Source organism: Streptomyces sp. NPDC102441 (genome assembly GCF_044765585.1).
GTDB lineage: Bacteria > Actinomycetota > Actinomycetes > Streptomycetales > Streptomycetaceae > Streptomyces.
In genome coordinates, this window is record NZ_JBIWKH010000011.1 from 172,762 (window position 1) to 198,636 (window position 25,875).

The window sequence follows — 25,875 nt, forward strand, 5'->3', positions numbered from 1 at the left end:
ACCGGAGACGTCATGCCCCAGGCGGTAGCAGCCACCGATGCGCAGCACATCGGCGACGGAACGGGGGTCCCGGCGGCCCCGCCGGCCCCCGGAAGTGATTTCGCGCCGCTCCTGAAGACCGTCAGGGGGCAAGGGCTCCTGGAGCGGCGTACGGGATGGTACGCGGCAGGGATCGCCGCCAACCTGGCCGCTCTCGGAGCCGTGATCACCGGCATGGTGCTCCTCGGTGACACCTGGTGGAACCTGTTCCTCGCCCTGCCGCTGGCCGTCCTGTGGACCCGCACGGCCTTCTTCGGGCACGACGCGGGCCACTCCCAGATAACCGGCGACCGCAAGGCCGGCCGGATCGTCGGCCTCGTCCATGCCAATCTGCTCCTCGGAATGAACGAGGCCTGGTGGAACGACAAGCACGTACGCCACCACGCCAACCCGAACCACATAGACAAGGACCCCGACGTCGGGGTGGGGGCCCTGGTCTGGACCCAGAAGCAGGCCGCCCAGCGCGAGGGCTTCTCCCGCTGGCTCACCCGCAACCAGGCGCGGCTCTTCTTTCCGATGCTGCTTCTCGAAGGCATCGCGCTCAAGATCTACGGCTTCCAGTTCCTGCGGCGCCAGCCCGCCCGTGAACGCGTGCTGTCGGGCCTTCTGCTGACCGGCCACCTCGCGCTGTACGCCACGCTGCTCCTGACCGTCATGTCCCCGGGCAAGGCCGTCGTCTTCGCTCTCGTCCACCACGCGCTCTTCGGCCTCCACCTGGGCATGGCCTTCGCCCCGAACCACAAGGGCATGGAGATGCCCGACCCCGACGGTGACCGCTGGGGTCACCTCCAGCGCCAGGTCCTCACCTCGCGCAACGTACGGGGCGCCGTGCTCACCGACTGGTTCCTCGGTGGCCTCAACTACCAGATCGAGCACCACCTCTTCCCGAGCATGCCCCGCCCCCACCTCCGCCTGGCGCAGCCGCTGGTCAAGGCGCACTGCGCTTCGATCGGGATGTCGTACGCGGAGACGGGCATCATCGAGTCCTACCGGCAGGCGCTGCAGCACATGCACGAGGTCGGGGAGCCGCTCCGGTAGGCCGTCGCGGGACTTGTTCCGCGGAGCAGGAACCGATGGGGGCGCGCAGGCGTTCTCCCACCAGAAGCGGCTCAGGCCGCGAAGGAGGCATGGATCATGTCGAACGGTGCAAAGATCGCCATCGGGGGAGTCGTCGCAGCAGTCGTCCTGATTCCGTTCATCGGATTCTGGTGGTCGCTGCTGGTCCTCATCGGCGTACCCACGGTGGGCTATCTGATGCTTGACCCGTCGCAGCGGCGCAGGCTCCGGAGGATCGGGCGTAAGGAGATAGGCCGCTGAAGAGCGTGGTCACCGCCGTGAGCAGCAACGGCGAGTACACCTTCACCAAGCCCAACAGGGAGAGCGTCACCCTCCTGGCCGGGCTCGGCGTGGAGGGAGACATCCACGCGGGTGTGACGGTGAAACACCGTTCGCGGGTCGCCCAGGACCCGACGCAGCCCAATCTGCGGCAGGTCCACCTCATCCACCAGGAGCTCTTCGCCGAGCTCAGGGAGGCGGGATTCGAGGTCGGCCCGGGAGACCTCGGGGAGAACGTCACGACCAGCGGCATCGATCTTCTCTCCCTCCCGGTGGGCACCCTGCTCCACCTCGGCGACGAAGCGGTCGTCGAGGTGACCGGGCTGCGGAACCCGTGCCTGCAGATCGACAACTTCCAGGACGGCCTGCTCAAGCAGGTCGTCGGCCGCGCGGACGACGGTACGGTCGTCCGCAGGGCCGGAATCATGGGCGTCGTCACGACGGGCGGGGTCGTGCGGCCCGGTGACGCGGTCGAGGCGGAGCTGCCCGTGGAGCCGCACCGCCCCCTACGTCGCGTGTAGCATACACGCGTCGTGTTGGAGGAGCCGCGCGGGGCCCCGCGGCGCGGGGCTGGGTCAGGACGGCCGGACGGCCAGTGCGTCGAGAGACTTCAGCAGGCCCGGCAGCTCCGGGCCACGGCCTACCGGCATGATCTCGCCCGGTTCCTCATCCAGCAGGACGAACGCGATGTCGTCGGTCCTCGCCACCAGGGACCAGCCGGGGCCGTCGACCCGCAGCGTACGTGCCCCGCCAGGGGCGAACGAGGAACGGATCCGGCCGGGCGGGGGCGGCGAGCCGACATACGCCCGGGCGGCTTCGAGTGCCTTGCGTATGCCGGGGTGCTGACCGGCCCCGGCGGGCTCCTCCGCGTTCCTCTCCTCCTCGGCCGGGCTTTCGTCCTCGGCCGGGATCCTGTCGGCCGAGGCGTCACCGTCCGGCCCGGACTCCTCGGACGGGCCGAAGGCGGTCTCGTCATCGATCTGCTCGCGCCACGCGGCCCACTGCAGGGCGATCTCGTCCGCCCCGAGGCGTCGCTGCGGAGCGCCCCAGACCTCGGTGTCCGGCGGAGTCAGAGGCGTCAGGCCCACATCGTCCGGCCCGGGCGCCGGATCGTGCGGCTCGGGGACGTCCGGCGCGGCGACCGCCAGTGCGAGCGGCCACCCCGGGAGCGCGCATACCACCGAGCGGTCGTCGGGGGAGAGGTCGTACTCCATTCCGCAGTCCCACGAGGCGATGGCGACAGCCACCAGCGAGACGTCCTCGACGACCACCGTCCACCGGGCTCCGTCGCTGTCCTGGCCGAGCACGAGTCCGTACCCCTCGGCGTACGGCTCGAGTCCGAGCGCGGCGCACGCTGCCACGTAGTCGTCGCCGAGCACGCTGGGGAACTGTGCGGGGGTCAGCAGCACCGCGGTCAGCACAAACAACGCGTCGTCGTCGGCGACCGTGTCGTCCGTCGCAGTCACAGCACACACCCTCATCCCTGATCGCTTGTTCCGTCGGCGCACCCTAACCAGTCGGTAACCCTGTCGTCGAGGCCCTGACAAGCGGCAACGGCCACTCACCAGGAGCGCACAACCGGCTGCCGGAGCACGCCACAGCATCCCTCGTGCCGTGGCGCCGGCCCGCAGGGCACACGTAGGGTTGTGCCTCCGGCCGACGAGGGGGACAGCATGACGGAGCGGTTCGAACGCCTGAAGGAGATCCAGCGGCTCGACCCGGAGCGGGACTTCCTCGAGATCTACCGGCTCACCGTGTCGTACGAGTTCCCCTGGGACATCACCCGCGCTCTCGAACTCGCCCTGTACCGCACGTACGCCGTACCCAGCATCGGCCGACTGCTCGCCGAGACAGGCGAACTGACGGAACGTTCACAGAAGAGGTACGACGACACCGCACTTCTCCTCGATACCGTCGTCGAACACGGCTTCGACAGCGAAGAGGGGCGTACGGCTGTCCGTCGGATCAACCGGATGCACCGCAGTTACGACATCAGCAACGACGACATGCGCTATGTGCTGTGCACGTTCGTCGTCACCCCCAAACGCTGGCTCGACACATACGGCTGGCGCAGGCTGTCCGGCCACGAGCTGCGCGCCTTCGCCGCTTACTACCGCACGCTCGGCGCCCGCATGGGCATCCAGGACCTGCCGCAGACGTACGAGGACTTCGAACGCGCCCTGGACTCCTACGAGGAGGAGCACTTCGGCTGGGACGAGGGCGCACGAGCGGTCTCCGACGCCACCCTGGCCCTGATGGGCTCCTGGTACCCGCGCCCGATTGCCCCCGTCGTCCGCAAGGCCAGCATGGCTCTGCTCGACGACTCCCTGCTGCGGACGTTCCGGTACCGGCGACCCGGCCGCGTGGCCCGGGGACTGACCCGCGGCGCCCTGCGTCTGAGGGCCCGCGCCGTACGGCTGATGCCACCGCGTTCCACCCCGCATTTCGCGCGGCAGAACCCCGAGATCAAGGGCTACCCGGACGGCTACGAGGTGGCCGGGCTCGGCACGTTCCCCACGCCGGGCGTACGCGGTTGTCCCGTGCCGCACGGACGGCCATCGGACGCACCGGCCGAGTGATGCCTCAGCCGGCCCGCACGGCCAGCGCCAGGAACCGGCTGTCCTTGTCGGTGTAGGCGTCCAGCCGCCAGCCGGTGTCGGCGAGCAGGGGCGTGAGGCGGGGCTCGGCCCTGAGGTCGTCGTCAGAGGATGCCCTGCCGTGCCGTGCGGCCAGCGCGGCACGCCCGATGGGGTGGAACAGAGCAAGCCGGCCGCCCGGGCGCACCACCCGCGCCAGCTCCGACAACCCCTGCCCGGGATGCGGGAGATGCGAGATCAGCCCGGCGGCGAAGACGGCGTCGAGCGCGCCGGCACGCAGTGGGAGCCGCGCGACATCGGCCAGCAGCAGGGTGCCGCTCGCTTCCCTGCCGGCCCGCAGGGCCTCATCCAGCATCTCGCCCGTCAGATCGGCCCCGAGCACCGTGCCGCCGGGCCCGACGGCGTTGCGCAGGGCCGGCAGCGCCCGCCCCGTACCGCACCCCGCGTCGAGCACGGCGTCGCCAGGACGCAGGCCGAGTTCGCCCACGGCGGCGGCATGGGCGGGGCCGTCATCGGGAAAACGGCGGTCCCAGTCCGCCGCCCGCGCGGAGAAGAAGTCCTGGACGTGTGTGTGGTCGTCGGCCATACGGACATGATCGCGCAGTCCGCACCCGAGCGAAACGACACGAAGCGGTGCACATGTTCGAACGTTGCCGGATCGTTCGGGAACATTGTGCTTCGAGGGCTCCGCCAGTTGTCGTGCGCACCGCCTACTCAGGACGGATTGCGATCCCATCCGGGCATTGAACGAACCAGTCCGGACACATAAGTCAAAATCCGTTCACTCTCCTCAGCGAGGCAGGACGGTCCGTCGATGACACCGGTGGGGTCGATCAGAAGACCACCACGACGGTCGCCATGGACTTCGGCCGGATCACGATTCGTTCGGGGGTCGCTCTATCTCTTCGGCACGCCGGGGCAGGACCGGTTCTGGTTCCTGTGGGACGAGCTGTCCCAGGGTGCGATCGGAGCCGTCGTCCTGGCCGACACCCGGCGTCTCGAGGACTGCTTCCCGGCCGTCGACTACTTCGAACACCGCCGCATCCCGTTCGTCATCGCCGTCAACTGCTTCAGCGGCGCGAGAACCCACGCCGAGGACGACGTCTCGCGCGCACTGGATCTGGACCGGGGCACGCCCGTCGTCCTGTGCGACGCACGTGACCGTGCCTCCGGAAAGGAAGTCCTGATCCGTATGGTCGAGTACGCCGGAAGGATGCACACCGCCCGGCTCCTGGAGTCGGTCGGCCAGGCCGCCGGCCCCGGGTGAGACAAGGGTGCCGGCAAGGTCATCCAGGCCCCGAACCGTGCGCCGGAGACCCGCCTTCGACAGCGGGCGGCCGGTGGCGCGAAGCAACGCCCCCGGAGTGGGGAGGCGCTTGCCCGCAGGGAAGCCGTACGCAAGGCTTGCGCGAAACGCGGGGAACGGATGAACGGGGAGGACGAGCACATGGCGCTGGACCGGGGACTCGATTGGCTACTTGACGATCTCACCAGCCGGGTGGAACACATCCAGCACGCGCTGGTGCTCTCGAACGACGGACTGGTGACCGGTGCCAGCACCAGCCTGGCCCGGGAGGACGCGGAGCACCTGGCGGCGGTCTCGTCCGGGCTGCAGAGCCTGGCCCGCGGATCGGGGCGTCACTTCGGTGCGGGAAGAGCACGCCAGACCATGGTGGAGTTCGACGAGGCGTTGCTCTTCGTGACGGCGGCCGGGGACGGCAGCTGCTTGTGCGTACTGACCGCCGCTGAAGCCGATGTCGGCCAGGTCGCGTACGAGATGACCTTGATGGTCAATCGGGTGGGCGAACACCTCGGCGTGACCGCGCGATAGGGAGACGAACGTATCGACCCCCTCTGAACTGCACTTTCTGTGGAGATCCAGGAGTTGTCCACAGGCTCTGCGGGCGGCTTCCCCCCGGGCTACCGTGGTCACACAGAGTATTTGACCTCACGGGGGAGGACGGTCATGACCGTTACGGAAGCCGTCGGCACGCACACGGCGGGCGCGCGAGCAGCCATGTGCGTGTCCGCGGGACGAGCTGCTCAGGAACTGGCGTTGAAGCGCGGTGAATTCGATCTCGCCGTTCATCTTGGACTGATCGGTGCGGAGCCCGCTGCGGGCGGGGCGCGGCCGCGGATCCGGCAGCAGGAGATCGACAGGCTGCGCCGACTGCCGGGGTTTCCCGGATCGCTGCGGGACCAGGTGCGTACAGCAGGCACGGCGGAGGGCGCCACGCTCCTCGGAGTCAGGCCCGAGCGCTTCACGGGGCTGGCTCGGATCGGCTGCGTCTCCCCGGTGGCGTTCTGCCTGAACCGTTATCGCGCGGTGGTCTGGCTCTATCTGGTGGACGACCTCCTCGCCTTCGCCGTGAGGGAGCCCGATCTGATCGAGGGGAAGAGCCCGGCAGGGATGCGGACGATGCTGGAGGGCGGCACCGACTGGCGTGCGCGTAACTGGCGTTCACGCAGGATCGACCGCCTGCTGAGCCGCACGGAGGACCCGTGGAGGCGCGCGGCTCTGCACGCATCCTCTCTGGATCCCGTCCAGCTCGCGGAGGTGGTGGAGGACCCCTACGAGCGGGCCTACCTGGCCCGCATGCAGCCGGACTCCGTCTTCGGGCGCCCGGGGTCCGTATCCGGGAGGGAGGCCATGACGCGGCTGATGCTGGCGGATGATCCGGACGAGATTCTCTGGCGCCGGGTGAATCTGACGCTGGAACTGGAACAGGCGCGTGAACTCCGCCCCGCTCCGCGACCCGGATACGATCCCCTGTCCTGCCTGGTTCCGAGCCGCCCGGTTCCGGACCGGCCGGCGAGCGTTCGACCCTTGCCGGACGGCGCGGGATCGGCATTCGGGCGGACAGGGAGAGCCTCCCGCGGCCCCGGTCGAAGGCCCGGCGCCGGGCGAGGGCTGCTCGTGCGGATCGGCCTGCGCAGGCCAGGGCGCTGAAAGGTCGCCAAATCGATTGCGTGGGGCCGCTCGTCCCGGGCATCTTGACTCCCATGCTGATCAGAGAAGCCACCGAGAAGGACTGGCCCGGAATCTGGCCGTTCTTCCACGCCATCGTCGCCGCGGGCGAGACGTTCACCTACCCCGTGGAGCTCGGCGAGGACGCGGCGCTGCGCTGGTGGCTCCTTCCGGAGCCGGGCCGCACCGTCGTCGCGGTGGACGATGCCGGGGCCGTCCTCGGCACGGCCAAGATGAACGCGAACCACATGGGCAACGGCTCGCACATCGCCGGCGCCAGCTACATGGTCGCCCCCGAGCACTCCGGACGCGGCGTGGGCAGGGCTCTGTGTGCGTACACCGTGGACTGGGCGCGAACGGCGGGGTATCGGGCCATGCAGTTCAACGCCGTGGTGGAGACGAACATCCACGCCGTCCGGCTGTACCGCTCGCTCGGTTTCGAGGTCATCGGGACCCTGCCCGAAGGGTTCAACCACCCCGCGCAGGGCTATGTGGGCCTGCACATCATGTACAAGCCTCTCTGAAATCACCCTCACAGGACGCGGGAACGTCTGTGAGGACAGTGGCTTCCGGCCATACTGATGTGTCCGGCATGTCACAAGTAGCGGTGATTCGGGCGTGGTTGATGCCTCGCTGAGGCATGGGGCGGGTGCGCCCTCCGGGACGGGGAGCAGTACTGTGCGCCCCACCGCCATCCCAGCGGTGAACTCATATGGAGGAAGAATCCATGACCATACCCAGGAGATCGTGGCGCGGCGCAGGAGCATTCGCGGCCGCCGCGGTAGTCGGCCTGGCCGGCGGAGTTCTCTCCGCAGGTCCGGCCGCAGCTCACACTCCCACCTGGGCCGTGACCTGCTCCGAAGTGACGCTCAACCTCACGGCCTACTCGGGTGACGCCACCAACGAGGTGACCGTCTCCGTCGTGGGTGGGGACGATCTGCTTGCCACGACCAAGTTCGGCCGGGACTTCAGCACGAAGACGCCGCTCCAGCTCCCGGATCACGACAAGGAGCTGACCGTCCGCCTGGTCGTCAAGGCGGGGGACAGCGACAAGTACTCCGTCGAAGACACGAAGACCGCTCCGGTGTGTGAGGACGACACCCCGTCGCCCACCCCGACCGAGGCGACGCCTTCGGAGGCCCCGAGCACGAAGCCGCCGGCCTCGGAGACCCCCGAGCCGAGTGCGACGCCGAGCGAGACCGCCTCGGAGGCCGCGCCTGCCCCCGTGGAGCCGAGCAACAGCGCGCCGGACCTGGCCGAGACCGGTTCGTCGTCCGCCACGCCCGTCATCGGCGGAGCCGCTCTCGCGGTTCTGCTCGCCGGCGGCGGCATCCTCTGGTCCGTCCGTAAGCGTCGCAGCGCACAGCACTGACGTACTCGAGGCTTCCCGGCGCGGCGGTGGCAGATCACCGGCGGACCGGGTGGGGGCGCACCGCAACTCCGTTGCGGTGCGCCCCTCGGCGTCAGGATCGGTCAGTGGGACCGATCTCGCACCAGACGGCCTTGCCCTCCCCTCGGGGCTCGATACCCCAGCGTTCGGCGACCGCGTCGAGAAGCAGCAGACCACGCCCCGAGGTCGACGTCTCGCCCGGTGTGCGGCGTCGCGGCCAGACACTGGAGCGGTCCTGGACCGACAGCCTGATGCGCCGTACGGGCTCCGGCAGTACCTCCAGCGTCAGTACCGCCCCGCCCTCCGTATGCAGCAGCACATTGACCAGCAACTCCCCGGTGACCAGCTCCGCGTCGTCCGCCAGGCCGGCGAGTTCCCAGTCCGTCAGCGCCTGGCGGACGATGGACCGGGCCTCCGACAGCCCCTGGGGGTCCGCCTGATGGATGTACTGGTGCAGCCGAGGAGCACGCGGAGACCCGAGATCCGGACTGCGCCGCAGGACGAGGAGCGCCACGTCGTCGCCCGAACCCCACCGCTCCCACAGCCGGTCCGACAGATGGTCGGCCAGGGCCTCGGCACCGTCGGGCCCGCCGCTCACCTCGTGGATCAGTGCCGCGACTCCGGTGTCGACATCGGCACCCGGTTCCTCGACCAGCCCATCGGTGTACAGGACGAACGTCTCGCCCGGCACCAGGTCCAGGCGGGTCTCCGGATACTCCTCGTCCCGGAAATCCGTGGAGATTCCGAGCGGCAGCCCCCCGCGTACCTGAGGGACGCCGACCCGCCCGTCGGTATGCCTGATCAGCGGCCCGAAGTGTCCGGCGCGCGCCACACGTACCGCTCCCGTGGCGAGGTCCACCTGGGCGTACGTCGATGTGGCGAACCGGTCGGTGTCCAGCTCGGCGAGGAAGCGGGAGGCCCGCGCCAGTACGGTCGCCGGGGGGTGGCCCTCGGCGGCGTACGCGCGCAGGGCGATACGCAGCTGGCCCATGATCGCTGCGGCGTGTGTGTCGTGTCCCTGGACATCGCCCACCACGACACCGATACGGCCTCTCGGGAGGGTGATCACGTCGTACCAGTCGCCGCCGACCTCGCGCCCGCTCCACGCCGCGTGGTAGCGCACCGCGATCTCGCCGCCCGCGATCTCCTGGATCCGGCGCGGAAGCATGGCCGACTGGAGCCCGGTGGCGAATTCGCGCTCCTCGTCGAAGAGGATCGCGCGCTGCAGCGACTGGGCCACGATGGCGGCCAGCCCCAGACACAGGATCCTCTCGTCGGCGCTGAAGGCCGTGCGTTCACGGTAGAAGAGAGCCAGTCCGCCCAGCGAGCGGGCCTGGGCTACCAGCGGCAGGTAGGCGACGGCCTGGAAGTTGAGCTCGCCCATGTGCGGTTCGAGCGCCGGATAGCGCCGGATCAGCGAACCGAGTGAGGTGATGAACCGGGGCCGCCCACTGAGGACGGTGTCTCCGAGGGGAAGCGTCGCGTCGAGCTGCCCGGAACCCAGGCCTTCGAGGACCTCCACCGAGTCACCGCTCAGCGCGATGATCTTGAGTGCGGTGTTCTCCACGAGCCCGAGCGCCAGCCCGTCCGTACCGATCCCGACCAGGCCACCCGGGCCGGTGAGCGCGGCGGTGACGTCGTCCACGGTCACCGCACGTGACATCGCGGTGGTGGTGCGTTCGACGATGGCCGTCTGGCGGCGGCGGCGCTTTTCCAGATCCAGTACGAAGGCCGAATGGGTGACCTCGGCCGTCGCGTCCCGCACCACACCGATGACACGGTGTGCCCGGCCGTCCTCGGACCGCAGGATCCGCGCCTGGACGTGCGTCCACTGCCGGGTCCCGTCCTCCAGGGGCACCTGGAAGTGGACGCTGTAGGAACTGCTCCCGCCGGATATCGCCTCGTCGACGGTGGCTTCCAGGCGGGCGCGGTCCGCTGCGTCAAGGCGGTCGATCACGGCCGCCGGCGACGCCTCGAACGTCGCGGAATCGAGGCCGAAGACCATCAGTCCGGCTTCGTCCACGTCCACGGTACGGGCGTCCAGATCCCATTCGAAGCTGCCGGTCCGGTTCAGGGCGAGCCGCTCCGCGATCCCTGTCTCACCGGCGTGGCGCCGTTCGAGCCGGAACCGTGAAGCTGCTTCGTCATCTGCTCGCCGTGAAGAGTCGGTCATGCCTGCTCCGGAGATCGTCCGGCGGGGCTGCTGGACGTCGCGGCCCGTCGGTCTCAATTGTCGAGCCCGCGATGCGGGAGTGCCACAGCGCCATCGTGGGAGACCCGGCGACGGACCGCTGCGACGGCCGTCGCAGAATGGCACCCGGAGATCGTCCACGGCTGACCGGAGCGCACACATGAACGACGACGAGCCCGTCCTGCTGCACACCGAGGGTCACATCCTGCACATCACCCTCAACCGGCCCCGGGCCCTGAACGCGCTCACCCACACCATGGTGCGTGGAATCAGCGAAGCGCTCACTCTGGCCGCGCAGGACGACGCGGTGACCGGCGTCGTGATCCGTGGGGCCGGCGGGCGGGGCCTCTGCGCCGGCGGCGACATCCGGTCGATCTACGAGGACGCCCGTGCGGGCCGACGCGCGTCCGTGGACTTCTGGCGTGACGAGTACCGCCTGAACGCCCGGATCGCCAGGTTCCCCAAACCGTACGTGGCGCTCATGGACGGCATCGTCATGGGCGGAGGGGTGGGCGTATCGGCACACGGGGACGTGCGCGTCGTCACCGAGCGTTCACGCGTCGCGATGCCCGAGACCGGGATCGGCTTCGTTCCCGACGTCGGGGGCACCTATCTGCTGGCCGCCGCGCCGGGCGAGCTCGGTACCCACCTCGCGCTCACCGGCCGCGCCGTCGGCGCGGCCGACGCCATCCTGTGCGGTCTGGCGGATCACTTCGTCCCGTCGCATCATCTCGACGACCTCACCACGGCGCTCGCCCGGAGCGCGACACCCGCCGAGGTGACGGAAACCGTGCGGCGGTACGCGGCCGAGGCGCCGGAAGGGGAACTGGCCGCTCACCGGGAGTGGATCGACGACTGCTACGCCGCGGACACCGTCGAGGAGATCATCGACCGGCTGGTCGACAGCGGACTGCCCGACGCCAAGGAGACCGCTGACGCGCTTCTCGCCGCATCACCGACCTCGCTCAAGGTCACTCTTGCCGCCGTACGCAGGACCGGACGGCTCGGCAGTCTCGAAGCCGCTCTCGACCAGGAGTTCCGGGTCTCCTGCCGGGCCTTCACCGGACATGACCTGGTGGAGGGCGTACGCGCCCGGATCATCGACAAGGACCGCGCCCCGCGATGGAGCCCCGCCGAGGCCCGCGATGTCACCTCCGCCGAGGTCGCCCGCCACTTCGAGCCGCTCGGGGACCAGGAACTGGGCCTGTCCTCGGTCTGACGCGCCGCCCGCCGCCCGTGCATGGATGCCCCGCCCACCGTCCGTGCATGGCCGATCCGCCCGCCTCCCGAGCAGGCAGAGGGGCAGGAGAGGGCAGGGGACCGCTCACACGCGTGCCGTCAGCCGGTCGGCTGCCGGGTCCCAGGCCCCCGGGTCACCCCGCGGGGTGTAGTGGCGCAGTTCCTGCGTGCGCGCGACCAGCCTCCGCATGTCCGCAAGCCCGCCCACCAGCCCGTACGCCCTTGCCTGGAGCAGCACGTTGCCGAGCGCGGTGGCCTCGGCGGGCCCCGCGGTGACCGGCAGCCCCGTCGCGTCGGCGGTCCACTGGCACAGCAGCTCGTTGCGCGAACCGCCGCCCACCAGATGGATCCGTGTCAGCTCGCGGCCGGCGAGTCGGGCGGCCTCGCGCAGAGTCCTGCGGTGGGCCAGTGCCAGGCTCTCCAGCACGCACCGCACATAGCCGCCCGGGCCGTCCGGCGTGGGCTGTCCGGTCCGGGCGAGAGCGGCGTCGATCCGCGACGGCATGTCACCGGGCGTCAGGAAGACCGGATCATCCGGGTCGATCACAGAGGCGAACGGCCGGGCACGCGCCGCGTCCGCGAGAAGGGCAGTGAGGTCCGTCGGTGTGCCGTCGCGCTCCCACGTACGACGGCATTCCTCCAGCAGCCACATCCCCATGATGTTGCGGAGATAGCGCACCGTGCCGTCCACACCGCGTTCGTTGGTGAAATTCGCCGCCCTCGACTCCTCGGTCAGCACCGGAGCGTCCAGCTCGAGCCCCGCCAACGACCAGGTGCCGCACGACACATAGGCGAATCCCGGTTCCGTGGCGGGAACAGCGGCCACAGCTGACGCCGTGTCGTGCGAGGCGACGGTCGTCACCGGTGTGTCCGTGGACAGACCGGTGTACCCGGCCACATGCGGCAACAGCGTGCCCGCACGCTCGCCCGGCTGCCGCAGGGCGGGGAACAGCGAACGTTCCAGCCCCAGCTGCCCGATCAGCGCATCGGACCAGTCGCCGGTCCGCGCGTCGAACAGAGCCGTCGTCGACGCGTTGGTCACTTCCGCACCCACCGACCCCGTCAGCCAGTACACCAGGAGGTCGGGCATCAGCAGCATCGTCCGGGCCGCCGGCCACTGAGCCGTCGCACGGTGGGCGGCCAGCTGGAAGACCGTGTTGAACGGCAGGTGCTGCAGTCCGCCGACGCCGTACAGCTCCTGCGCGCCGAAACGGGCCAGGACCTCCTCGGCGGCTGCGGTGTTACGCCCGTCGCGGTAGTGGAAAGGGAGGCCGAGGAGCGATCCGTCGGAGTCCAGGAGCCCGTAGTCCACGGCCCAGGTGTCGATGCCCACCGAGGCCACGGGACCCCCGCGCGCCGCCGCGCGCAGTCCGTCCAGCACTCCCTGGTACAGGGCGAGCACGTCCCAGTGGAGCCCGTCGGGGAGCTGGACCGGCGTATTGGCGAAGCGGTGAGCCTCGGTGAGCTCCAGCTCGTCGGGGCCGACCCGGCCGGTGATGACCCGGCCGCTGGTGGCACCCAGGTCCACCGCGGCGAACACCGGGTCGTGCCGTGAAGTCGCAGACATGGAACATCTCATCCGATCAGGGCGGAGCCGCGCCCCGGGTCGCGCACGAACAGCACCCGGGGAACGGCAGGGTTGCACATGGTCAGCGCAGGAACGCCGCCGCCACACCGGCGTCGACGGGAATGTGGAGGCCGGTGGTGTGGGTGAGGTCGCCGCCCGTCAGCGCGAAGACGGCGTTGGCGACATGCTCGGGGAGAACCTCGCGCTTGAGGATCGTGCGCTGGGCGTAGAACTCGCCGAGCTTCTCCTCCTCGATGCCGTAGGTCGCCGCACGCTGGGCGCCCCAGCCCGCCGCGAAGATTCCGGAGCCACGTACCACCCCGTCCGGGTTGACCCCGTTGACGCGGATGCCGTGCTCACCCAGCTCGGCCGCCAACAGGCGCACCTGGTGCGCCTGGTCGGCCTTGGTGGCCGAGTACGCGATGTTGTTCGGGCCCGCGAACACGGCGTTCTTGGACGCGATGTAGATGATGTCGCCACCGAGATTCTGGGCCCGCATCACCCGCGCAGCCTCGCGGGACACCAGGAACGAACCGCGCGCCATGATGTCGTGCTGCAGGTCCCAGTCCCGGGCCGTGGTCTCCAGCAGCGGCTTGGAGATGGAGATCCCCGCGTTGTTCACGACCAGGTCCACACCGCCGAAGGCGAGTGCGGCGGCCTTGAACGCATCGGTGATCTGCTCCTCGGACGTGACGTCCACGGTCACCGCGACGGCCTTGTCCGGACCGCCCAGCTCCTCGGCGACAGCCGCCGCGTTCACGGCGTTCAGGTCCGCGACGACGACACAGGCCCCCTCCGCGACGAGCCGGTGCGCGATGGCCTTGCCGATGCCCGATCCCGCCCCGGTGACGACCGCGACCCGGGTGGCGAGCGCCTTCGGCTTCGGCATCCGGCGGAGCTTGGCCTCCTCCAGCTCCCAGTACTCGATCCGGAACTTCTCGGACTCCTCGATCGGCGCGTACGTGGAGACGGCCTCGGCACCCCGCATCACATTGATGGCGTTGAGGTAGAACTCCCCGGCGACCCGGGCGGTCTGCTTGTCCTTGCCGAACGAGAACATGCCGACGCCGGGCACCAGCACGATCGCCGGGTCGGCTCCACGCATCGCGGGGGAGTCGGACGCGGCATGGCGTTCGTAGTACGCGCGGTACGCCTCCCGGTACTCCCCGTGGAGCACCTCGAGCCGGGCGACAGCCTCCTCCAGCGGCGCGTCGGCGGGCAGGTCGAGGACCAGCGGGCTGACCTTCGTACGGAGGAAGTGGTCCGGGCAGGACGTGCCGAGAGAGGCGAGGCGGGGGTGCTCGGCGCGCGAGAGGAAGTCCAGCACCGGTGCCGTGTCGGTGAAGTGCCCCACCTGGGGCCGGTCGGTGGACGCGAGCCCGCGGATCACCGGGGCCAGCGCCGCGGCGCGTTCCCGGCGCGCTGCCTCGTCCAGTGCCTCCCGGCCGGGGAGCACCGGACCGAACGGCTCGGCCCTGCCGTTGTCCTCGAGGAAGGTCTCGGCGGTCCGGATCATCCAGAGGGCGTTGCGCTCACACTCCGCGGAGGTGTCGCCCCACGCCGTGATGCCGTGACCGCCGAGGACGACACCGACCGCCTGCGGATTGGCCTCCTTGACCGCCGCGATGTCCAGACCCAGCTGGAAGCCGGGCCGGCGCCAGCCCACCCACGCGACCTTGTCACCGAAGCACTCGGCCGTCAGCTTCTCGCCGTCGGCCGCGCAGGCCAGTGCGATCCCGGAGTCCGGGTGCAGATGATCCACGTGTGCGGCCTCGACCAGTGCGTGCATCGCGGTGTCGATCGAGGGGGCGGCGCCTCCCTTGCCGTGCAGGCAGTAGTCGAACGCCGGGACCATCTCGTCCTCGCGCTCCACCCCCGGATACACGTCCTTGAGCGCTCGCACCCGGTCCAGCCGGAGCACGGCGAGACCCGCCTCGGTCAGCGTGCCGAGGTCACCGCCCGAGCCCTTGACCCAGAGGAGTTCGGCCTCGCCGCCGGTGACCGGGTCGGTCTCCGTCGCCTTGGCCGAGGCGTTGCCACCGGCGTAGTTGGTGTTACGGGGATCGGATCCGATCCGGTGGGCGCGCTCCAGGAGCGCGGCGACTTCGGCGTGCGTCGCGGACGTCATGAGGGTTCCTTCGGGAAGAGGGTCTGGCGGGTGCGGCTGGACGTGCGGCGGGGGAGCGGGGCTCAGGCGCCCCAGCCCGCCTGCTCGCCGCCGACGCGGTCGGCGGCGATGCGCTCCTGGTTGCCGGAGGCGAGGTAGGCCGCGAACGGGTCGCGAGCCAGACCGAGCTCTTCCCGTACCTCGGCGAGAAGCGGCCGTACGTCCGTGTTGAACGCGTCCATCAGTACCCCGTTGGAGGCGAGGACATCGCCGGAGCGCTGCGCGTCGGCCAGCGCCTCGGCATCGATCAGCAGGGCCTTCGCGGTCGCTTCCTGGACATTGGTCACCGAGCGGATGACGGCCGGGATCTTGGCCTCGATGTTGTGGCACTGGTCGAGCATGAAGTTGACGTTGGTCGCGGCTTCGAGGCCGCTGTTCTTGACCACCTCGTGCATGATCCTGAACAGCTGGAACGGGTCGGCGGCACCTGCCATCAGGTCGTCGTCGGCGTAGAAACGGGAGTTGAAGTCGAACGCGCCGAGCTTCCCCTCGCGCAGCAGGAACGCCACGATGAACTCGATATTGGTGCCCGGCGCGTGATGGCCGGTGTCGACGACGACCTGGGCCTTCGGCCCGAGCTTGAGGCAGTGGGCGTAGGAGGTGCCCCAGTCCGGGACGTCCGTGGTGTAGAAGGCGGGCTCGAAGAGCTTGTACTCCAGCAGCATCCGCTGGTCGTCGCCGAGCCGCTCGTAGACCTCGGCAAGCGCCTCGGCCAGGCGGTCCTGGCGGCCCGTGATGTCGTCCTGGCCCGGGTAGTTGGTGCCGTCCGAGAACCACAGCTTGAGGTCGGGGGAGCCGGTGGCGTCCATGATGTCGACGCATTCGAGCAGGTGGTCGGTGGCCTTGCGGCGGACCTTCGGGTCCGGGTGGGTGACCGAGCCGAGCTTGAAGTCGTCGTCCTGGAAGACATTGGAGTTGATCGCACCGATCCGCAGCCCGAGCCCCTCGGCGTAGCGGGTCAGCGCCGGGTAATCGTCGACCCTGTCCCACGGAATGTGCAGCGACACCTTCGGGGCTACCCCGGTATGGGCGTGCACCTGAGCCGCGTCCGCCAGCTTCTCGAAAGGATCGCGCGGCACGCCGGGCTGGGCGAAGACCTTGAATCGGGTCCCGGAGTTGCCGTAACCCCAGGAGGGCGTCTCGATGACCTGAGACTTCAGAGCTGCCTTGACGGCCGACACATCAGACATGAACACCTCGTAAGCAGAGTCATCCGGCGACCTGTCAGGATCGGGGATGTGAATCGTTTCATCCGGAACGTACGCTAGGTTTTGGCACTGTCACTAGTCAAGCGGCCAGTCAAGTTTCTTCGGGGTTTGAATCAATTCATCGACGGCTTGCGTGGCAGGTGACCAAATGGTCACGTATGTTTGCCGTATGGACGCGGTGTTCAAAGCTCTGGCCGACCCGACGAGGCGCAGCCTGCTCGACGAGCTGTTCCGTCAGGACGGGCAGACACTGAGTGCGCTGGAGGCCCGCTTCGAGATCACGCGGTTCGCGGTGATGAAGCACCTCAAGCTGCTGGAGGCGGCGGGCATGGTCGTCACGCGACGACGCGGACGGGAGAAACTGCACTTCCTGAACCCGGTGCCCATCCGGCTCGTCCACGACCGGTGGGTGAGCAAGTACGCGGAGCCCTGGGCAGCCGGGCTCGGCGCTCTCAAGAGCCGACTGGAGAGTCCCACGGAGAGGGTCTTCGAGATCTACATCCGTACCACTCCTGAACGCCTCTGGGAGGCGATCACCGCTCCCGAGATCAGAAGCAGATACAACTTCGGCGCCCGGATCACCTCGGACTGGACCGAGGGCTCACGCCTCGAGATGGGTGCCCCCGGCGCTCCGGGCTCGCTCGGAGAGGGGCGGAACCTCGAGGTCGACCCGCCGCGCAAGCTCGTCCAGAGCATGGTGGCGCTCTGGAGCGACGAGGCGCGGAGCGAGGGCCCGACCCGCGTCACCTGGGAGATCGAGCCCGTCGGCGACTCCTGCCGGCTGACCGTAACCCACGACGAGCTGCGCGAGGGCGCCAGCGAGGAGCTGTACGGCGGTTGGCCGATGATCCTCTCCGGCCTGAAGACCTGGCTGGAGACGGGGAAGCTCCTCACCACCCCCGGCTCGCTCCTGTACGGCGAGCGCTAACCGGCCACCGCGCGAGCGCCCGCCTCTCGGGACGGGACACGAGGGTGGCCGGCCGGGGCACGGTCAGCGACCGGAACCGGTCAGACTCGGCTGGAGCTTCCGTACGAGAGCGAAGAGCCGGTCCTCGTTCCCCGTGAGGCCCGCGCTCCGCAGGGCCTCGTCCGCCTCCTCGATCGGGGCGGCGAGCAACGGCATGTACAGCGGGGCTTCGGCCGGGTCGGCGAGCGCGGCGCGCGTGGCAGCCAGTAGACGGACGTACGCCTGGGCCGCGGCGATTTCGGCTTCGTGCATCTCAGCATCTCCCGGTCAGAGGTGTCGGACCGTCAAGCATTCCTCATGGGTCTGACAACGGCTCTGACAACGCCCCCCGCGCCCATGCTGAAGGTGCTTCAGGGCCGGGCCGCAGGCGGTGGTTCGACCTCGAGGAATCGCCGCCGGCGCGGCCCGCGGTACAGCAAGGCCGTCCACCCCAGGCGCCGCAGCACCGTGGCACACCGGGCCAGCGCCTCCTCCTCGTCGTGAGCCGCCCCACTGCCCGGCGGGCCTGCCCACTCGACGCGCACCGAGCCGGTCATCTCGCCCTCGCACACGCGATAGCCCGTGGCGGACCGCTCCCCGGACGGGCCGACGGCCGACGCGGGTATCCCTGCGGCCTCCAGGGCCAACGCCACCGCCCGCAGCGGACGGTGCAGCTCCCAGGGGGCGGGCGCACTCTCAGGATCCGAACGCCCCTCACCGGTCAGCCGCCTGATCTGAAGCATGCCTTCGAAGGCGGCCCGCACCTCCCCGGCCCGCACCTCCCCGGCGCGTCCGCCCGGGGGGCCGAGGATCTCGCGACCGTCGCCGGTGGCGGGCTCGAAGCCTCTCTCCTGCTCCTGCGACGTGCTCACGTCCTGTCCCCTCGCCGGTGCCGAGCCCTCTTGCCAAGTGTGCCTCCGTGCACTGACAGAGGCCTCGCCGCCGGATTTTCTGATGCCCGTAAGCTTGACGGAAACCGCATCTCGGAGGAACCACCTACGTGCCCGACGACGACCCCACGGCCGAACCCTTCACGGAACGAGCCGCCCTGCGCGCCGACTGCGCGAACTGTTTCGGGCTCTGCTGCGTCGCACTGACGCTGACCGCGTCGGCGGACTTCGCGATCGACAAGGCGGCGGGGACCCCCTGCCCCAATCTGGCGGACGACTTCCGATGCGGCATCCACACCCGGCTTCGGCCCGAAGGCTTCTCCGGCTGCACCGTGTACGACTGCTTCGGTGCGGGCCAGAAGGTCTCCCAGGAGACCTATGCCGGCCGGGACTGGCGGACGGCCGCCGATACCGCCCAGCAGATGTTCCAGGTCTTCCCGGTGATGAGGCAGCTTCATGAACTGCTCTGGTATCTGACCGAAGCCCTCACCCTGCCGGCGGCCACGGACCTGCACGCCGATCTCCGCGAAGCCCTCGAAGTGACGGAACGCCTCACTCATCTGCCCGCCGAGGAGCTCACGGAGCTGGATGTGTCCGCACACCGGGACACGACAGCGGCCCTGCTCCTGCGCGCCGGAGAACTCGAACGCGCCACCGTTCCCCGGCGTGGCACACGGAGCCGACGAGGTGCTGACCTCATCGGAGCCCGGCTCAGAGGTGCCGACCTGCGCGGGGCCGAACTCCGAGGGGCGTACCTCATCGCGGCTGACCTGCGCGGAGCCGACCTGCGCCGGGCGGAGCTCATCGGCGCCGACTTCCGTGACGCCGATCTGTCCGACGCCGACCTCACCGGTGCCCTCTTCCTCACCCAGGCGCAGCTGAACGCGGCGAGGGGCAACGCCGCCACGAAGCTGCCTGACTCCCTGGCCCGTCCTTCGCACTGGACGGCGAGCGGCACCGAGACCGCCTGAACACCCGGTGCGTGCCGCGGAGGCATGTCACAGGTGTGAAACTCGTGGTGGACCGGCGCACCGTCGAACCCCTGCTGCCCGGAAAGATCTTCGCCGACCGCACGCGGGCCGGAGCCTTCGTGGACCTCCTGCTCCTCGCGGCGGTTCTCACCGGCTTCCTGATCTACCTGGTGCGGTACCTCCGGAACGTCGTCGGCTTCAACGCCCTGGAGGGCGGGCTCGCGATCCTGCCGTTCGGCGCGGCCCTGCTGTTGACCACCCAGGTGGGTGCTGACGAAGTTCATCACCACCGTCGACCTCGAACTCCGGGCGATCGGCTTCGATATGGTCATCCTCACCAACGCCTCGCCCGAGCACGCCGGCATGCTCGCCATCCTGACGGCCCTGGTGTTCTGGTACGGCCCCGGGGCGAGGAGGGCGGCCTCCGCGGCGGCGTCCCCGACGGCCGGGGAGTGAGGCAGGCGGCCTGCCCGGCCGCGCCGGTGGACCGTTCACGGGACCACCGGCGCGGCCGGGGGCTGGGCGCGAAATCCCGGTGGAGCTTGAGCCGAACTGCCGCGTCGGGTGGCCTCGGCGACGAGGGTGCCGCGCACGCGTCGAGTCGAGAGATGGCCTGCGGCAGCGCGACCCGGCCGGCCCGGTGGCATTCCGCGGGGGCGGGACGGCTGAGCGGTGCGGGGCGTGGACGGATCAGGCGATCAGGCGAGCATGCCGTCGCGGAGCTTGCCCAGCGTGCGTGTGAGGAGGCGGGAGACGTGCATCTGGGAGACGTCCAGTTCGGCGCCTATCTGTGACTGCGTCATCTCCTGCCCGAAGCGCATCTCGATGATGCGGCGCTCGCGCTCGTCGAGTTCCCCGAGGAGCGGGGCCAGGGCGTGAAGATTCTCCACCGTCTCCATGGCGGAGTCCGGCTCGCCCAGGATGTCGGCGAAGGTGCGCGACGCCTTGCCCGTGCTCTCGCTGCCGTCGGTCGGCAGGTCGAGGGATCCCGCGGTGTAACCGTTCGAGGCGATGACGCCCTCGATGACCTCGTCCTCCGTGAGGTCCAGGAAGTCGGCCAGTTCCTTCGCCGTCGGGTCGCGGTCCATGCGAGTGGAGAGTTCGTCCTTCGCCTTCGCCAGATCGACCCGGAGTTCCTGCAGCCGCCGGGGGACATGGACGGCCCACGTGGTGTCCCGGAAGAAGCGCTTGATCTCGCCGACGATGTAGGGGACGGCGAAGGTGGCGAACTCCACCTCCCGAGAGAGCTCGAAGCGGTCGATGGCCTTGATGAGACCGATCGTTCCGACCTGGGTGATGTCCTCCATGTCGCCACTGCCACGGTTGCGGAAGCGGCGCGCGGCGAACCGGACCAGGGAGATGTTCATCTCGATGAGGGTGTTGCGCGCGTACTGGTACTCGTGCGTGCCCTCCTCCAGGACCTGCAACTGCTCGAAGAACAGCATCGACAGAGCGCGAGCGTCCTTCGGGGCCACCTTGCCCGCATCCTCGATCCAGGGCAGCTCACCGACGTGCCCCGGCGAGGCCTCCGTAGCCGACCCCTCGTCAGCCGACACGGTTCCGGCAGTCTGTTCAGGAATCACTGGGTTCCCACCCTCCCTTGTGCTGAGCGCGCTTCGTCTCCAGCCCCTGCCCCGCACTGGTGGGCCTATGTGCGCTGAGGCGAATTTTCTTGCTGCGTGGAAACAGTTGCTCCTGGGCATCGTAAGATGAGTTCACCGGCCGCTGGTGCGACCTCTCGGGCGCGCCGCGCTGGATCGGGTACAGGACCCGTACGCTGGAGGCCGGTGGCCGGGGCGGTCCGGGGTTCGGCGCAACACGATGAGAAACAGGATCACGTGGACAGATTCGCTGCCGTCGAGCGGGAGCTGCGCAAGGCCGCACCCCATCTGCTCCTCGATGTCGTCAGGGCGGCTCTGCGGGAGCAGTGCGACGTACAGAGTGTGGAATTGCGGCTCGCCGACTACGGCATGACCACGCTACAGGTGGTGTCCGAGGCGCCGCTCGCCGAACCGGTGCCCGTCCATGACAGCCCGCAGGGGCGGGCCTTCGGAGCCCAGGAGCCGTTCGTGGAGCCTGTGACCGCGCCGGGGCCGGCCACCGCGCACCTGCCCGTCACTGTTCGGGGTGACCGGCTCGGCGTCCTCAGCGTCACGGCACCGGAGAGCAGTTGCACCCCGGCGGGCCTCGCGGGGATGCAGTACATCTGCGAAGCGCTCGGTCACGAGATCCTGGTCGCCGAACGGGACACCGACCTCTACCTCCTGGCCCGCCGCGCCACGCGGCTGACCCTGGCCGCGGAGATGCAGTGGGAGCTGCTGCCCGGCCGCTCCGTGTCCCGCCCCGAGTTCTCACTGGGCGCCCATCTGGAGCCCGCGTACGCGATTTTCGGCGACAACTTCGACTGGTCTGTGTCGGCCCATCACCTCACGCTCACCGTCACCAACGGAATGGGCAAGGGGATGGAGGCGGCCCTGCTGACCAACCTCGTCGTCAACGCGCTGCGCAACGCCCGGCGCGCCGGCCTCGACCTCGCCGGCCAGGCCAGCCTCGCCGATCAGGCCGTCTACGCCCAGCACCGCGGCGCGCTGCACGCGTCGGTCCTGCTGCTGCGCATCGATCTGGCATCGGGGGAGATGGAGGCCGTGGACGCGGGATCCCCCCGCGTGTGGCGGCTCAGGGGGCGTGCCGTCGAGACCCTCGACTTCGACGCGCAGCTTCCGCTGGGCATGTTCGAAGAGACGGAGTACGTCGCGGAGCGCCTGCGGGTGGAGCCGGGCGACCGGCTGCTGATCGGCAGTGACGGTGTCTACGACAGCGCTTCGGCGGCGGGCGAGCGCTATGGGCAGCGCGCTCTGGCGCGGTCGTTGTCCGCGCACCGCTTGCTGCCGTCCGAGCAGGTGCCGATGGCGATCCTCCGCGATCTGCGGGAATACCAAGGTGCGGCGCCGCTGGACGACGATGCCCTGGTGGTCTGCCTCGACTGGTTCGGCCGACGGGCCGCCGCCGGTGAGGCGCTCGAGTGACCGTCGGCGGGGGGAAGGGCGGTCGACCGGCCTCTATCCGGTCGACCGCAGGGGTCTCGCGCCGCTGCCGTCCTGCCCCGAGGCGGCTTCGCGGAAGGCCCTGAGTCCTTCGAGGAAGGAACGCCGCGCCTTGGCCGGCATGGCGTCGATCGTGGACATCAACACCTCCTCCCTGCGCGTACGCAGGTCGACGAGGTAGGCCTTGCCGTGGCTGGTCAGCCGGAGCTCCAGCTCCCGGCGGCTCACAGGGCTGGGGGCGCGTTCCACGAACCCCGTGGCCTGGAGGCGGTCGCACAGCCTGCTGACCGAGGGGGAGGCTGATCCGAGGGATTCGGCGAGCATTCGCAGATTGATGCCCTCCTCGCGGTCCAGCGTGTACAGCACGCGAAGCTGGGAAGGGGAGACCGGGCCCGTCGGCGGGGCCTCGCGTCCGTGCTCCCAGAGGACTTCGAGGAGCTCGACGAACTCGGAACCCTCGCGGGCCGCGTCCCGGGACCGGCGGTCGGGTTCGGGGCTCAGGCCCATATTGATGACACTCCGATCCGGCATCGCCTCACTCGTCCGTCTGGCCACCGGACTGAGCAAAAAACGAGCCGGGCATTCGTCGCGCTCGTATGGAAAGCCAGGGCAAAAGGTTCAGGGGCGCGCGCGTGGCCCTGAATATCGTACCCCCCTCTGCAGCAGGCTTCCGAAATTACGGCCGGCACTCCAGTATGTTTCCCCATGACAATAGTTGTCGTGGGGTATGTTTCTGTGGTTGACATCTGAATCTGTGATCTTCCAGCGGGCCGTCGCCTCCGCCGCGATGGGAACCCGCTCCCGGCTTGGAGTACTGACACCCATGACGCACAGCCAGACCCTCGAGCTCACCGTCCGGTACCCGGCGGAGGCCGTGGCAGTCCTCACCGTCGCCGGAGAGATCGATGCGGACAGCGCTCCGGTGCTGCGGACCAGAGCCCTGGAACTGATCAGACAGGGCAGACCTCACGTGGTTCTCGATCTGGCATCCGTGGAGTTCTGCGACTCCTCCGGTCTCAACACGATGATCGGCATCCTGCGGTACGCGAAGGACCGGCACGGGTCCCTGTGCCTGGCCGCCGCGCCGTCACACCTCGCGAGACTGCTGGACATCACGGGCGTCGCTGTCCTCATACCCACGGTCCTCACCACGGCCGAGGCCCTGACCCGCGTCGTGATGCCCGGCGAAGCCCTCTGAGGGCTGCCGCCGGGCTCCGCGAACACGATCCGGCCGCCGGCAGCCGGTGTGCGGCTTTCACCGGACCGCGCCGGACGTCTCACCCCTGGTGCGGGCCGTTCTGCACCAGACCGGCCTCTTCCGGGCCGTCGTGCTCCAGCGCGGTCTTGAGGCGCTCCAAGGTCGTACGGATGTTTCCGCGCTGGAACTCCGCGAACGTATGCCCACGCGTCGCGACCCGGTCGAAGGCGTTGGCGAGGAAGTCGGGCCACGCCCGACGGTTGTCGGTCCAGGTCTCCGTGACCCGGGTGGAGCCTTCGACCGCCTCGAAGCGGTACTCCCACAGAGCGATGGCACCCGGCAGCCGCGGACGCCGCGCCCCGATCGCGTGCACGCGGAAGGCGAACCGCTCGCCCGGGTCGGCGGCCGTCACCGTGCACCGGGTCGTCCAGCGGAAGGAGCCGCGTTTGTTGCGGCCCTCGAAGACCATGCCGACATGAGCTCCCTGGCGGTCCCCCAGTATCCGCGCGCCCTGGTTCTCCGGACTCCACCGGCCCATCGCCGTGGGGTCGCTCACCTGTGCGTACACGGCTGACGGCGCCGCCCGGATCAGGATGCTGTCCGATACGGACATGGTGCGGGGCATGAGAGGTACTCCTCGTCCTCGGCCGGCCGGGGCATCTCGCGTAAGCCGGAGGGATCATCTGCGAACGCTGGGCGGTTCTGGTTCGTTGGACAGTGTGGCGTACACGCAACAGCGTCCAGCACACCGGACCCGAGGAGCCCGCACATGCCGGGCACCAGCCGACCCGGCCCCACCGGCATCGTGCCCGGGCAAGGAACGCTATGTGGGACGCGACGAGTGGCACCGCCGCATCCTCGACTCCGCCGACGTCTTCGGCGCGCGCAACGTGATTCCCAACTTCGTCGCCGGTGTCGAGATGGCGGAGCCCTTCGGCTTCACGACCGTCGACGAGGCCATCGCCTCGACCACCGAAGGCCTTCGCTTCTTCATGTCGCACGGCATCACCCCGTGCTTCACGACCTGGTGCCCCGAGCCCACGACGCCCCCGGGCAAGACCAACCCCGACGGCGCGCCCCTCGAATACCACATCAGGCTGCTCGCCGCCTATCGCTCGGCCATGGAGGAGTGCGGGCTGTCCTCACCGCCCGGCTACGGCCCCGCGGGCCCCGGCCGGGCCGTGTTCTCGGTCAGTTCGTTCATGGAGAGTCTCCCTGCCCAGGAGTGAGCCGCGTCAGGCTGACCGATGACCACGCCCCGGCCACAGCGGCCGAGGTGCGGTCCGGCGCGGTGACGGGCTTGCCGCCGGTCAGGCGCGCCACTCCGCGGTGCGTTCCGGGGAGGCGTCGGCCAATGCCTTCGCGATGGCGTCGGCGTCGCCCCGGTTCCCGTACACGGGCGTTCCTGGCTGCTGGCGCCAGGACTCGTCGAGGCCGCCCGTGTCGACGGTGTCGAAGCCCAGCTGGTCGATCAGGATCCGGACCGCCTGCTTGGCCGCAGTGTTGTCGCCGGACACGGGGAGAGCCTGGCGGCCAGGTGTGCCCTGGGGGCGCCCCTTGTCGAGGATGTCCTGGGCGTATGTGCCGTTGAACGCCTTGATCACCGGGTGGCCGATCTGCTTCTCGGTCCACCGGCTCTCCGTCAGCCCGTCCTCGATGGCCGCGATACGTCCATCACGCTGCTGCGGGTAGTAGTTACCCGTGTCGATGACGGCGACATCGTCGGTCGCTCCGTCGAGGATGCCCGAGGGCAGGTCCGGGACCGACTTGAGCGGAACGGTCACCACGACGATCTGTGCTCCCCGCGCCGCCTCCGCCGCCGTGACCGCCGTGGCGCCCGTTTCCTCGGCGAGGTCCTTGAGCGTCTCGGGCCCGCGGGAATTGGCGACGGACACGTCGTGTCCGAGCGCGGTGAGACGCCGGGTGAGGTTGCCGCCGATGTTGCCTGCCCCGATGATGCCGATCTTCATGAAAATCCGACCTTCCGATGCCGCGTGCCTGGAGTGAAAGGGTCTCGACGGATCACCAACCCCGGGGGTGCGGACACTATTCCGGGTGTGCCGAATCGGTTCAGCACCCGGGCGGCGGATGAGAGGGCTCCGCGTGGGCACGTATGGAAGAGAGA

The 25,875-nt window shown here is 69.6% G+C and carries 26 protein-coding genes and 2 pseudogenes; 16 read left to right on the top strand and 12 right to left on the bottom strand.

Translation table 11 applies throughout. The features are described 5' to 3' along the window. Positions 1–12: 12 nt before the first annotated feature. The 3 genes from ACIREO_RS24645 to ACIREO_RS24655 all read left to right on the top strand — a co-directional run bounded on the left by ACIREO_RS24645 (position 13) and on the right by ACIREO_RS24655 (position 1,895). Positions 13–1,077 (top strand): fatty acid desaturase family protein, encoded by a 1,065-nt coding sequence (locus ACIREO_RS24645; protein WP_404113818.1) that lies wholly within the window; start codon positions 13–15, stop codon positions 1,075–1,077. Between the two features lie 96 nt (positions 1,078–1,173). Further along, the gene (locus ACIREO_RS24650) at positions 1,174–1,356 is read left to right on the top strand and encodes a hypothetical protein (protein WP_327111752.1); all 183 of its coding nucleotides are present in this window, start codon (positions 1,174–1,176) and stop codon (positions 1,354–1,356) included. Further along, positions 1,353–1,895 carry an MOSC domain-containing protein gene (locus ACIREO_RS24655; protein ID WP_404114070.1) on the top strand — a complete coding sequence of 181 codons (543 nt, stop codon included), beginning with the start codon at positions 1,353–1,355 and terminating at the stop codon, positions 1,893–1,895. Before ACIREO_RS24650 ends, ACIREO_RS24655 begins: the two co-directional genes overlap by 4 nt. Before the next feature lie 54 nt (positions 1,896–1,949). Here ACIREO_RS24655 and ACIREO_RS24660 read toward each other — a convergent pair whose 3' ends face one another. Beyond that, positions 1,950–2,855 carry a hypothetical protein gene (locus tag ACIREO_RS24660; protein WP_404113820.1) on the bottom strand — a complete coding sequence of 302 codons (906 nt, stop codon included), beginning with the start codon at positions 2,853–2,855 and terminating at the stop codon, positions 1,950–1,952. Positions 2,856–3,047: 192 nt separating this feature from the next. Between ACIREO_RS24660 and ACIREO_RS24665 the strand changes: the two genes are divergently transcribed. Continuing rightward, positions 3,048–3,953 (top strand): oxygenase MpaB family protein, encoded by a 906-nt coding sequence (locus tag ACIREO_RS24665; RefSeq protein ID WP_404113822.1) that lies wholly within the window; start codon positions 3,048–3,050, stop codon positions 3,951–3,953. A 4-nt stretch (positions 3,954–3,957) separates the two neighbouring features. Here ACIREO_RS24665 and ACIREO_RS24670 read toward each other — a convergent pair whose 3' ends face one another. After that, positions 3,958–4,557 (bottom strand): class I SAM-dependent methyltransferase, encoded by a 600-nt coding sequence (locus tag ACIREO_RS24670; protein ID WP_404113824.1) that lies wholly within the window; start codon positions 4,555–4,557, stop codon positions 3,958–3,960. A 200-nt stretch (positions 4,558–4,757) separates the two neighbouring features. Between ACIREO_RS24670 and ACIREO_RS24675 the strand changes: the two are divergent. The 5 genes and pseudogenes from ACIREO_RS24675 to ACIREO_RS24695 form a co-directional block, all read left to right on the top strand. Next, positions 4,758–5,238, top strand: a pseudogene (locus ACIREO_RS24675) (GTP-binding protein); the annotation flags it as partial. A gap of 180 nt (positions 5,239–5,418) precedes the next feature. Beyond that, positions 5,419–5,802 carry a roadblock/LC7 domain-containing protein gene (locus ACIREO_RS24680; protein WP_404114072.1) on the top strand — a complete coding sequence of 128 codons (384 nt, stop codon included), beginning with the start codon at positions 5,419–5,421 and terminating at the stop codon, positions 5,800–5,802. 135 nt (positions 5,803–5,937) lie between these two features. Beyond that, a complete protein-coding gene (locus tag ACIREO_RS24685) occupies positions 5,938–6,921 on the top strand; it encodes a DUF6397 family protein (protein ID WP_404113826.1) in 984 nt (327 codons plus the stop codon). A 53-nt stretch (positions 6,922–6,974) separates the two neighbouring features. Continuing rightward, entirely contained in the window at positions 6,975–7,463 is a 489-nt protein-coding gene (locus tag ACIREO_RS24690) for a GNAT family N-acetyltransferase (protein WP_404113828.1), read from the top strand. A gap of 203 nt (positions 7,464–7,666) precedes the next feature. Beyond that, on the top strand, positions 7,667–8,311 hold the full coding sequence (locus ACIREO_RS24695) for an LAETG motif-containing sortase-dependent surface protein (protein ID WP_404113830.1): 645 nt from the start codon (positions 7,667–7,669) through the stop codon (positions 8,309–8,311). Positions 8,312–8,402: 91 nt separating this feature from the next. Here ACIREO_RS24695 and ACIREO_RS24700 read toward each other — a convergent pair whose 3' ends face one another. Next, complete coding sequence (locus tag ACIREO_RS24700) at positions 8,403–10,502, bottom strand: SpoIIE family protein phosphatase (RefSeq protein WP_404113832.1); 2,100 nt, start codon at positions 10,500–10,502, stop codon at positions 8,403–8,405. A 178-nt stretch (positions 10,503–10,680) separates the two neighbouring features. Between ACIREO_RS24700 and ACIREO_RS24705 the strand changes: the two genes are divergently transcribed. Next, on the top strand, positions 10,681–11,739 hold the full coding sequence (locus ACIREO_RS24705) for an enoyl-CoA hydratase/isomerase family protein (RefSeq protein ID WP_404113834.1): 1,059 nt from the start codon (positions 10,681–10,683) through the stop codon (positions 11,737–11,739). A 105-nt stretch (positions 11,740–11,844) separates the two neighbouring features. Here the strand turns inward: ACIREO_RS24705 and ACIREO_RS24710 are convergent, their stop codons facing one another. The 3 genes from ACIREO_RS24710 to rhaI form a co-directional block, all read right to left on the bottom strand. After that, complete coding sequence (locus ACIREO_RS24710) at positions 11,845–13,326, bottom strand: rhamnulokinase family protein (RefSeq protein WP_404113836.1); 1,482 nt, start codon at positions 13,324–13,326, stop codon at positions 11,845–11,847. An 82-nt stretch (positions 13,327–13,408) separates the two neighbouring features. Then, the gene (locus tag ACIREO_RS24715) at positions 13,409–15,454 is read right to left on the bottom strand and encodes a bifunctional aldolase/short-chain dehydrogenase (RefSeq protein WP_404113838.1); all 2,046 of its coding nucleotides are present in this window, start codon (positions 15,452–15,454) and stop codon (positions 13,409–13,411) included. A gap of 62 nt (positions 15,455–15,516) precedes the next feature. Beyond that, complete coding sequence (rhaI, locus tag ACIREO_RS24720) at positions 15,517–16,683, bottom strand: L-rhamnose isomerase (RefSeq protein WP_404113840.1); 1,167 nt, start codon at positions 16,681–16,683, stop codon at positions 15,517–15,519. 187 nt (positions 16,684–16,870) lie between these two features. Between rhaI and ACIREO_RS24725 the strand changes: the two genes are divergently transcribed. Continuing rightward, positions 16,871–17,629 (top strand): ArsR/SmtB family transcription factor, encoded by a 759-nt coding sequence (locus tag ACIREO_RS24725; RefSeq protein WP_404113842.1) that lies wholly within the window; start codon positions 16,871–16,873, stop codon positions 17,627–17,629. Positions 17,630–17,692: 63 nt separating this feature from the next. Here the strand turns inward: ACIREO_RS24725 and ACIREO_RS24730 are convergent, their stop codons facing one another. Beyond that, entirely contained in the window at positions 17,693–17,920 is a 228-nt protein-coding gene (locus tag ACIREO_RS24730; protein WP_404113844.1) for a hypothetical protein, read from the bottom strand. A gap of 98 nt (positions 17,921–18,018) precedes the next feature. Next, positions 18,019–18,519 (bottom strand): hypothetical protein, encoded by a 501-nt coding sequence (locus ACIREO_RS24735; protein ID WP_404113845.1) that lies wholly within the window; start codon positions 18,517–18,519, stop codon positions 18,019–18,021. A 128-nt stretch (positions 18,520–18,647) separates the two neighbouring features. On the opposite strand from ACIREO_RS24735, the gene ACIREO_RS24740 reads away from it, so the two are divergent. Continuing rightward, entirely contained in the window at positions 18,648–19,508 is an 861-nt protein-coding gene (locus ACIREO_RS24740; protein WP_404113847.1) for a pentapeptide repeat-containing protein, read from the top strand. Positions 19,509–19,775: 267 nt separating this feature from the next. Beyond that, complete coding sequence (locus ACIREO_RS24745; RefSeq protein WP_404113849.1) at positions 19,776–19,964, top strand: hypothetical protein; 189 nt, start codon at positions 19,776–19,778, stop codon at positions 19,962–19,964. A gap of 242 nt (positions 19,965–20,206) precedes the next feature. Here ACIREO_RS24745 and ACIREO_RS24750 read toward each other — a convergent pair whose 3' ends face one another. After that, complete coding sequence (locus tag ACIREO_RS24750) at positions 20,207–21,064, bottom strand: SigB/SigF/SigG family RNA polymerase sigma factor (protein WP_404113851.1); 858 nt, start codon at positions 21,062–21,064, stop codon at positions 20,207–20,209. 282 nt (positions 21,065–21,346) lie between these two features. Here ACIREO_RS24750 and ACIREO_RS24755 point away from each other — a divergent pair, with 282 nt between their 5' ends. Beyond that, positions 21,347–22,534: a PP2C family protein-serine/threonine phosphatase gene (locus tag ACIREO_RS24755; RefSeq protein ID WP_404113853.1), complete on the top strand. Its 1,188-nt coding sequence runs from the start codon at positions 21,347–21,349 to the stop codon at positions 22,532–22,534. Positions 22,535–22,567: 33 nt separating this feature from the next. On the opposite strand, the gene ACIREO_RS24760 is transcribed toward ACIREO_RS24755, so the two are convergent. Next, a complete protein-coding gene (locus ACIREO_RS24760) occupies positions 22,568–23,059 on the bottom strand; it encodes a MarR family winged helix-turn-helix transcriptional regulator (protein WP_404114074.1) in 492 nt (163 codons plus the stop codon). Between the two features lie 232 nt (positions 23,060–23,291). On the opposite strand from ACIREO_RS24760, the gene ACIREO_RS24765 reads away from it, so the two are divergent. Continuing rightward, the gene (locus ACIREO_RS24765; RefSeq protein WP_404113855.1) at positions 23,292–23,750 is read left to right on the top strand and encodes an STAS domain-containing protein; all 459 of its coding nucleotides are present in this window, start codon (positions 23,292–23,294) and stop codon (positions 23,748–23,750) included. 79 nt (positions 23,751–23,829) lie between these two features. Here the strand turns inward: ACIREO_RS24765 and ACIREO_RS24770 are convergent, their stop codons facing one another. Beyond that, positions 23,830–24,375, bottom strand: a complete 546-nt coding sequence (locus ACIREO_RS24770) for an SRPBCC family protein (RefSeq protein ID WP_404113857.1) — start codon at positions 24,373–24,375, stop codon at positions 23,830–23,832. A gap of 181 nt (positions 24,376–24,556) precedes the next feature. Between ACIREO_RS24770 and ACIREO_RS24775 the strand changes: the two are divergent. After that, positions 24,557–24,979: pseudogene (locus ACIREO_RS24775) on the top strand (radical SAM protein); the annotation flags it as partial. Positions 24,980–25,060: 81 nt separating this feature from the next. On the opposite strand, the gene ACIREO_RS24780 reads toward ACIREO_RS24775, so the two are convergent. Beyond that, positions 25,061–25,720 (bottom strand): NADPH-dependent F420 reductase, encoded by a 660-nt coding sequence (locus tag ACIREO_RS24780; RefSeq protein WP_404113859.1) that lies wholly within the window; start codon positions 25,718–25,720, stop codon positions 25,061–25,063. Positions 25,721–25,875 lie beyond the last annotated feature (155 nt).